General features: G+C 73.5%; 6 protein-coding genes, 2 tRNA genes and 1 pseudogene. 6 read left to right on the top strand and 3 right to left on the bottom strand.

Going from position 1 to position 8,261, the window contains the following annotated elements; genetic code table 11:
- The 3 genes and pseudogenes from ACZ6J5_RS24260 to ACZ6J5_RS24250 all read left to right on the top strand — a co-directional run.
- Positions 1-406 (top strand): annotated as a pseudogene (locus ACZ6J5_RS24260) (DEAD/DEAH box helicase); the annotation flags it as partial.
- A gap of 276 nt (positions 407-682) precedes the next feature.
- A complete protein-coding gene (locus ACZ6J5_RS24255) occupies positions 683-4,045 on the top strand; it encodes a FlgD immunoglobulin-like domain containing protein (protein WP_469394796.1) in 3,363 nt (1,120 codons plus the stop codon).
- 98 nt (positions 4,046-4,143) lie between these two features.
- A tRNA-Lys gene (locus ACZ6J5_RS24250) sits at positions 4,144-4,216 on the top strand.
- A 111-nt stretch (positions 4,217-4,327) separates the two neighbouring features.
- On the opposite strand, the gene ACZ6J5_RS24245 is transcribed toward ACZ6J5_RS24250, so the two are convergent.
- The 3 genes from ACZ6J5_RS24245 to ACZ6J5_RS24235 form a co-directional block, all read right to left on the bottom strand.
- Positions 4,328-5,080 carry an anti-sigma factor gene (locus ACZ6J5_RS24245; RefSeq protein ID WP_469394794.1) on the bottom strand — a complete coding sequence of 251 codons (753 nt, stop codon included), beginning with the start codon at positions 5,078-5,080 and terminating at the stop codon, positions 4,328-4,330.
- Complete coding sequence (sigK, locus tag ACZ6J5_RS24240; protein ID WP_469395221.1) at positions 5,077-5,667, bottom strand: ECF RNA polymerase sigma factor SigK; 591 nt, start codon at positions 5,665-5,667, stop codon at positions 5,077-5,079. Before sigK ends, ACZ6J5_RS24245 begins: the two co-directional genes overlap by 4 nt.
- A 320-nt stretch (positions 5,668-5,987) precedes the next feature.
- Positions 5,988-6,635: a fasciclin domain-containing protein gene (locus ACZ6J5_RS24235; protein ID WP_469394792.1), complete on the bottom strand. Its 648-nt coding sequence runs from the start codon at positions 6,633-6,635 to the stop codon at positions 5,988-5,990.
- A 346-nt stretch (positions 6,636-6,981) separates the two neighbouring features.
- Here ACZ6J5_RS24235 and ACZ6J5_RS24230 point away from each other — a divergent pair, with 346 nt between their 5' ends.
- The 3 genes from ACZ6J5_RS24230 (at position 6,982) to ACZ6J5_RS24220 (ending at position 8,225) form a co-directional block, all read left to right on the top strand.
- On the top strand, positions 6,982-7,473 hold the full coding sequence (locus ACZ6J5_RS24230; RefSeq protein ID WP_469394790.1) for a rhodanese-like domain-containing protein: 492 nt from the start codon (positions 6,982-6,984) through the stop codon (positions 7,471-7,473).
- Positions 7,474-7,524: 51 nt separating this feature from the next.
- Positions 7,525-7,598: transfer RNA gene (locus tag ACZ6J5_RS24225), tRNA-Met, on the top strand.
- A 165-nt stretch (positions 7,599-7,763) separates the two neighbouring features.
- On the top strand, positions 7,764-8,225 hold the full coding sequence (locus tag ACZ6J5_RS24220) for a hypothetical protein (RefSeq protein ID WP_469394788.1): 462 nt from the start codon (positions 7,764-7,766) through the stop codon (positions 8,223-8,225).
- Positions 8,226-8,261: the final 36 nt, after the last annotated feature.

Genomic DNA, 8,261 nt, shown 5'->3' with positions numbered 1-8,261 from the left:
CGGCGGCTTCCGTCGCGACAACGACCGCCCGTCGTTCAACCGCGACCGCCGTGACGACCGCGGTGGCTTCGAGCGCCGTGACAACGACCGTGGCGGCGACCGTGGTGGCTTCCGCCGCGACAACGACCGCCCGTCCGGCGGCTTCCGTCGCGACAACGACCGCCCCGCCTTCAACCGCGACCGTGACAACGACCGTGGCGGCTTCCGCCGCGACGACCGCCCCTCCGGCGGCCACCGTGGCAGCGACCGCCCGTTCAACCGCGACCGTCGTGACGACCGCCCGTCCAGCGGCTTCCGCCGTGACGACCACCGCCCCTCGGGCGGCGGCTTCCGCCGTGACGACCACCGCCCGTCCGGCGGCGGCTTCCGCCGCGACGAGAAGCCGCGCTGGAAGCGCAACGGCTGACCGTCCTTGAGGCCGGTCCGCAAGACCGGTCCGTAAGGCCATGACAGGGCCCGTAATCGCACTTCGGTGCGGGTACGGGCCCTGTTAGCATCGCGGCACGCGCACGGGGGGCGGTCGCGGCCGGGGGGTTCGACGGCATCGGTCCGTCTCTGAGCCGTCTGTTCGCCTCGACGGACACCAGGGACAGGGACGCCACCACTTCCCCGTGCATCTCGCATGTCTCAGGGGAGGAACCGAGTGCGCCGTAGCGCTCTTGTACGCCATTCCATCGCGGCCGTGGCCGCGGCGACCGTCTTCGCCGGCCTCGGCCCGCTCGTACCGGTGGCGATGGCCGCGGAGGGCGACACGGTCGTGTTCCCCGCCGCGGCCGCCGCACAGTCGCGCGAGGTGATCCCGCTCTCGGCGGGGCCGGGTGGCTACCTCCGCTACGAGCAGGGCCTCGGCCAGTTCTGGAGCACCTGGGACGGCGTCGAGACGGTCATCCACAACGACCGGGAGGGCGGGGAGACCGGCGGCACCTACGGCGCGGGCTCCGACGTCGTCGCCGCCTACCAGCCGAACGGGACGGTCACGCCCGCCGACATCCGCCTGTGGGACGTCACCGCGAGGAAGAACACCTACCTCCGGCTGCCGTCGCTGGACCACGAGTACGTGGGCACCTTCGGCACCACCGTCGTCACCTCCACGCGGAGCGCCGCCGACGGCCCGCGCGAGTGGCATCTGCTCCGGCTGGTCGGAGGCGCGGTCCAGGACACCCCGGTCACCGGCTGGCCGGAGGGCGCGACGCGCCCCGAGAAGGCCGTGGCCGGCGACGCGAACGGCATCCTGATCAGCTATCAGGCGGACGGCGTCGCCCGTCCCGCCTGGATCGACCTCGCCTCCGGGCGGGTCAGGACGGTCGCGCTGGACCCGGCCCTCCAGGTGGGCTCCTTCGTCCACACGCCGACCGAGGTCGTCGTGTGGACGAAGGACGGCAAGGTGCGGTTCTTCCCCAAGGGGCAGCCCGCCGGCGAGGGCCCGCTCGACCAGGCGCCCGCCGCGCTCGACCTGCCCTACAAGGACGACGGCGACATCCTCCTGGGCTCCGTCGGCCAGGAGCTCGTCGTCGCCCGCGCCACCCACCGGTCGGAGTCCGCCCCGTACAGCATCGTCACCGCGTCCCGGCTGGGCGGCGGGACGGGCGAGATCCTCCCGTACGCCCGCAAGGACGCGCTGGCGACACCGGACGGCGGGCTGCTCCTGATCGGCGGCATGGGCCCCGGCGAGCTCGGCCTCTACCGCGACCGTCCGGAGGGGGCCTCCACGTCCGTGCAGCGGATCCGTGAGGCGAGCCCCCTCACGTCGAAGCCGCGCCGGCTGAGCTTCAGCCACGGCCGGCTCGACACGCTGGAGCGGATGCCGGACGAGAAGAACGCCTTCCGCTCGCGGACCGTGTCGGTCACCGGCCCCCTTGAGGCGGGCGAGACGCGGGAGCGGGGAGACCTCGGCCTGGCGCTGGCGGGCTGCACGGACCGGAACCCGTGCGACGCGCCGCTCGCGACGGGCGACGGCCGGTTGGTGATCAACAAGCCCGGCAACTCCGGCGGGCTGCCCGTCGTCGTCGAGCCCGGGGCCGTCTCGGGCCGCCCGATCACCGCCGACCTCACCGACTTCTACGCCATCGACGTGTCCGGCCGGTACGTCATGGGCGCCGGGAGCGGTGGCCCGGAAGGACTGCCCTCGCGGACGTTGGTGATCGACCTCGACACGGGGAAGCGGCTCCCCGCGCCCGCGGCCGGTTACGACTTCGGTGACAGCGACCTCTACGGCGACACCTTCTGGCAGGCCGGCGAGAAGGCCGGCACCGTCGTCGGCTACGACGTCCGGACGGGCGAGGTGAAGCGCACGGTCGACCTGCGCAACGGCTGTCGCGCGGAGAGCGTACGGGTGACGGCACACTGGCTGGGCTGGAGCTGCGCGGGCGGGACGGACGGGATCTACGACCTCGCCACGGACAGGAACCACCCGTACGACGACGTGTACGCCGTCCTCGGCGACGGCTACGCGGTCCGGGCCTTCGGGCCCGAGCTCAAGGTCACGGACTTCAGGGGCGCCACGCCCGTGGTGAAGGCCACCTACCGGACCAGCGAGTTCAACGACCAGATCGGCGAGTACGCCGTCGACACCGCCACCGGACGCCTGGCGTACCACTCGACCGCGGCCGGTGACGTGAGCGTCGTCGACCTCGGCGTCCCCGCGTCGCCGCTCTCCCGCGTCGACGCCGACGTGCCCGCCACGGCCGCCGTGGCCGACGGGGCGGGCGCGTGGCGGCCGCGCTGGTGGCTGTCGAAGCCGGCCGCGTCCTGGACGCTCACCCTGACGCACAAGGCGACCGGCACCGTGGCCCGCACCCTTACGGGCGGCGAGGCGCGGGGCGTGCTGGCGGCGGCCTGGGACGGCAAGGACGGCGCGGGCCGGCTCGTCGCGAACGGCTCCTACACCTGGAAGCTGACGGCCAAGGCGGCGGACGGTTCCGGGACGGACCTGGAGCAGTCCGGGGACGTGCTCCTGAGCGGGGCGTCGGCGGCGGAGTACGGCACGTTCGCGCCGCTCACGCCGGCGCGGCTGATGGACACCCGGTCCGGTCTCGGGGTGCCGAAGGCCAAGGTGGGCGCGGCGCAGACCGTCTCGCTGAAGGTGGCGGGCGCCGGAGGGGTCCCGGCGACGGGCGTCACGGCGGTCGTCCTCAACGTGACCGCGACCAACGCGAGCTCCGGCAGCTTCGTGTCGGTCTACCCGTCGGGTACGCAGCGCACGAGCGCGTCGAACCTGAACTTCACGGCGGGCCGGACGGTGCCGAACCTGGTGGTCGTCCCGGTGAAGGACGGCAAGGTGAACTTCTACAACCATGCCGGCTCGGTCGACCTGCTGGCCGACGTGGCGGGCTACTACACGAGCGCGGGCACCGGCACCACGTACCAGCCGGTCACGCCGACCCGCCTGATGGACACCCGAAGCGGCCTGGGCGCCCCCAAGGCCAAGCTGGGCCCGGCCGGCACGGTGAGCCTCTCCGTCCCGGAGCCGGGCGCGACGGCGGTCGTCCTGAACGTGACGGCGACGGGGGCGACGGCGGGCAGCTTCGTGTCGGTCTACCCGTACGGGACGCCGCGCTCGTCGGCGTCGAACCTGAACTTCACGGCGGGTCAGACGGTGCCGAACCTGGTGGTCGTCCCGGTGAAGGACGGCAAGGTCACCTTCTACAACCACGCGGGCTCCGTCGACCTGCTGGCCGACGTGGCGGGCTACTACAAGGCGGGCGCCTCGGGTGCCGAGTACAGGCCGGTCACCCCGACCCGCCTGATGGACACCCGTCAGGGCGACCCGCTCGCCCCGGCCGGGACGGTGACCCTCGCGGTCGACCGCCCGGGCGCGACGGCGGTCGTCCTGAACGTGACGGCGACGGGGGCGACGGCGGGCAGCTTCGTGTCGGTCTACCCGTACGGGACGCCGCGCTCGTCGGCGTCGAACCTGAACTTCACGGCGGGTCAGACGGTGCCGAACCTGGTCGTCGTCCCGGTGAAGGACGGCAAGGTCACCTTCTACAACCACGCCGGCTCGGTCCACCTCCTGGCGGACATCGCGGGCTACTACGTCGGCTGACCCCGACTCGGCCCCGGCGCACCCCCGGTGCGCCGGGGCCGATACCCGATCGGTTTCGGGGAGCTCTCCGGCTATGCTGCACGGGAGTGCTTGTCCACGGGCCGTTAGCTCAATTGGCAGAGCAGTGGACTTTTAATCCATTGGTTGTGGGTTCGAGTCCCACACGGCCTACCGAATACGGCGGAGGGGCGACCCCCTCGACCCGTTGTGGAGCGCCCCGACCGGCTTTCGCCGGTCGGGGCGCTTCGTCGTTCCGGGGTCTCGTCGCGGCGCGGGGGCGGGTCAGGCCGGGAGGGACAGGAGGAGCAGCGGGGTGGTCGTGGGCTGCGGGGAGCCGCCGGCCGGTTCGAGGGTGAGGCCCACGGCGGAGGCGTCGGCGGGGTCCCCGGCGAGGGGGACGGTGCCGTCCGCGTGGATGAATCCGGCGGGGCGCATGGTGCCGTTCTGGTCGAGCCAGAGCTGGTAGGTCGTGCCCGGGGCGGGTGCGGGCAGGCCGGCGGCGGTGAAGACGGCCTTGTTGCGGCGGTCGGAGCTGACGACCGTGGTGAGGGCGCCGTTGGTGGCCCGGCCGTGCGTGGTGCGGGCGTCGGGCGCGGCCAGTACGGCGCTGACGGCGTCGAGTTGCCGGGTGGCCTGCTGGGCCTGCCGCTGGGCGTCCTGGCTCTCCTGGTGCTGCCACGCGGCGATGCCGCCGAAGGAGGCGGCCGCGGCCAGGCCGGCGGCCAGGGCGAGGGGGACGGCCTTGCGCTTCACGGCGCGGCTGAGGCGGCGGGTGGGGCCGGTCGCGGGGAGCCGGGGCGGGAGCTGGCGTACCCCGTCGACGGCCGCCATCGTGCGCTGCTTGAGTTCGGGCGGCGGGTCCTGGGCGGTGGCCCCGGCCAGGCGGGCGGCGGTCGCCTCGAAGTCGGCCACATCCCCGCGGCAGTCCTCGCAGTGGGCGAGGTGCGCCGTGAAGTCGGCGCGCTCGGCTTCGTCCAGGGCGTCCAAGGCGTAGGCGGCGGCGAGGGCGTGGAGGTCGGAGTGGTGCTGGTTCATGTGGTCACCCCCATGCAGTCGCGGAGCCGGATCAGTCCGTCGCGCATGCGTGTCTTGATGGTGGGAAGCGGCGTGTGCAGGGTCTCGGCGACCTCACGGTAGGTCAGGCCCTGGTAGTAGGCGAGGGTGACGGCCTGGCGCTGGAGTTCGGTCAGGCCGCGCAGGCAGCGGCGTACCTGTTCGGACTCCAGGCGGGTCTCGACCTGTTCGGCGACCTCGTCGAAGGCGGTGGTGTGCTCGCGGGCCGCCCGCGCGTGTTCGCGGTCGGTGGCGGCCTGGGCGGAGCGGACCCGGTCGACGGCCCTGCGGTGGGCGATGGTGGCGGCCCAGGCGGTGACGGACCCGGCGGCGGGCCGGTAGCGGGCGGCCTGCCGCCACAGGTCGATCATCACCTCCTGGGCCACCTCCTCCGACTGGGCCCGGTCGCGCACGACGCGGACCACGAGGCCGAACACCATCGGCGCGAGGGCGTCGTAGAGGGCGGAGAACGCCTGCTGGTCGCCCTGCGCGACCTTCCGCATCACCTCGGTGAGGGCATGGCGGGGTGGCGGCGGGCCCGGGGCGTCGAAGGGGGCGGCGCGGTTCACCGGGCGGGCTCCGTGCGGGGGGACCAGACGCAGCCGTCCGGGCCGGCCGGCCGGGGGCGGGGTGTCCATCGCATGTGCGTCCTTGAGGGGAAGGCGGGGCCCGGCCGGCCTTCGGAGGGGGCGGGCGGGGCCACGGGACGGGGAACGTCCTGTGCGGAGTCTTCGTAGCGGACAGGAGTACGGATGGGGGGCCGTAACCGCCTCATCTGGTGTCCGCGGTCACCCGTGCGAGTGAGATGCCCACCCCGCGCGGGCGCGCGAGAAGGGCGGTGCGCCGCCGGCCGGACCGGTGGCGCACCGCCCCTTCGGCGGTCTGGGGACTACTGGGGCATGAGGACCGTGTCGACGATGTAGACGGTGGCGTTGGCGGTGGGCACGTTGCCGCAGACGACCTTGGAGGAGTCGTTCACGGTGTAGCTCTCGCCGGAGCCCTTGGTGGTGATCGTGCCCTTCTCCAGGGTCGCGAAGGAGCCGTTCTCCAGCTGCTTCGGCGTGAGCTTCTCCCCGACCACGTGGTACGTGAGGATCTTCGTCAGCTGCGCCTTGTCGGCCAGGACCTTGTCGAGCTGGGCCTTGGGGATCTTGGCGAAGGCCGCGTTGGTCGGCGCGAAGACGGTGATGTTCTGGGCGTTGTTGAGGGTGTCGACCAGACCGGCCTGCTGGACCGCGGCGACCAGGGTCGACAGGGCCGGGTTGTGGGAGGCGGCGGTGGCCACGGGGTCCTTGGCCATGCCGTCGAACGAACCGGCCCCGTCCTTCGGCACACCGGCACAGGCCGGTCCGAACGGGCCGTCGGACGCCATCGAGTCCGAGGAGGTCTGTGACGCGGCCGGTGCGGCCTGCGCGGTGTTCCCGGCGGACGAGGTGTCCTTCCCGGAGCCCGAGTCGGAGCAGGCGGCGAGGGCGAACGGCAGGGTGGCCGCGGCGGCCACGGCCACCGCGGAACGACGGATGCGCAGGGTGTTCATGGGGTGCTCTCCCGAGGTGTCGCGTACGTGCGAGGGGCGGAGGACTGCGGGGAACATCCGGCGGAGACCGCGCGCGGCGGCGGGTCGTCCCGGGCGCGGTGCGGTCGTCACGTCGATGCTCACGTCCGGCATTCGGAGCCGGCACCCCGGCGGATGGGTGACACCGGCCGGCGCTTCGGCCGGGCCCGGACGCGGGCCCGGACGCGGGCCCGGACGCGGGCCCGGACGCCCGGTACGTGAGATCCCCGCCCGGGTGCCGGGAACGGGCGGGAATCCCCGGGGGCAGCCGCCGAGCGCCGTGGATCGTCCCTTCAGAGTGGTGATCGTCTTCTCTAGATTTATGGCCATGACGACGACATCGACGCAGGTCAGCCCCGTGAACGCAGTCCTCCGCACCCCGCCGGCCAGCCCCGCCGCCGCGGCCGCCTACTTCTCCGCGAGCCTCGCGTTCCACGCGGATGTCTCGGATGTGGCCTCCGCCCTCGCCGACGGCGGCGACCCCGGCTTCGTGGTGGTGGACTCGCGGTCCACCGCCTCCTGGGACCAGGGGCACGTGCCCGGTGCCGTGCACCTGCCGACCGCGCTCATCGCCGAGCAGGCCGAGCAGCTCCTCGACAGGTCCGTCCCGGTCGTCACGTACTGCTGGGGCCCCGGCTGCAACGGCGCCACCCGGGCCGCGCTCGCCCTCGCCGAGCTGGGCTTCCAGGTGAAGGAGATGCTGGGCGGCTTCGAGTACTGGGTGCGCGAGGGCTTCGCGTACGAGACCTGGGAGGGCGGCGCGAAGAAGGACGCCGACCCGCTGACCGCGCCCGTCGACTCGGACGACTGCGGCTGCTGAGGAAGCCGATTTCGGTTTCCGCCACCCATGCCGTAGAGTCATATTCACCGACGCGGGGTGGAGCAGCTCGGTAGCTCGCTGGGCTCATAACCCAGAGGTCGCAGGTTCAAATCCTGTCCCCGCTACTCAGTAGCCCGAAGGCCCGGATCCGGAAACGGATCCGGGCCTTCGGCGTTCCCGGACTAGGTGCGGACGTTCGAAAGAGCAATACGCCCGCAAGTAAACGGTGTCCAAAATCAGGTCCGCCCTTTTGCGCACTCCCGCGTGCGCCGCGTAACCTCGCGCGCACCATGAGTGACCAGAGGGTGACGGAGCTGCGGACAGCGGTACGGCGGGCCCCCGCCGTGCTGCTGCTCTTCGCGCTCGTCGCGCTGATCGCCGGCGTCTGCCACGGGGCACACGGCCACGCGCTCGCCGCCCCGGTGGCCGCCGCCCCCGCCCCGGCCCAGGCCCCCGCGGTGGCCGCCGGGGCCTGGGCCGGGGCCCCCGTCGCACCCGCCGCCTTCGCCGCCTCCGCGCCCTGGCTGCCGCACGGCTGCGAGCGGCCCGGCGACGGCTGGTCCTTCGACGCCCACCTGCCCGCGCAGGCGGCCGGCACCCAGCTCCCCGCGCCGGACGCGGGCGGCGCCGTCCTCGTCCCGTACGACGAGGTGTTCCCCGAGGCCCCGCACACGCGCTGCGTCCGGGGCCGCGCCGGGCCCGGACCCGAGCCGGGCCGGCTGCTGATCGCCCTCGGGGTGGACCGGAACTGAGCCGGGGCGCGCACCTTTCGCGACCCCCGCTCCTTC

It is taken from the genome of Streptomyces sp. NPDC042100 (assembly GCF_055582325.1).
Note: the sequence above shows the minus strand (reverse complement) of the source record. Positions and strands in the feature narration are given on the sequence as shown.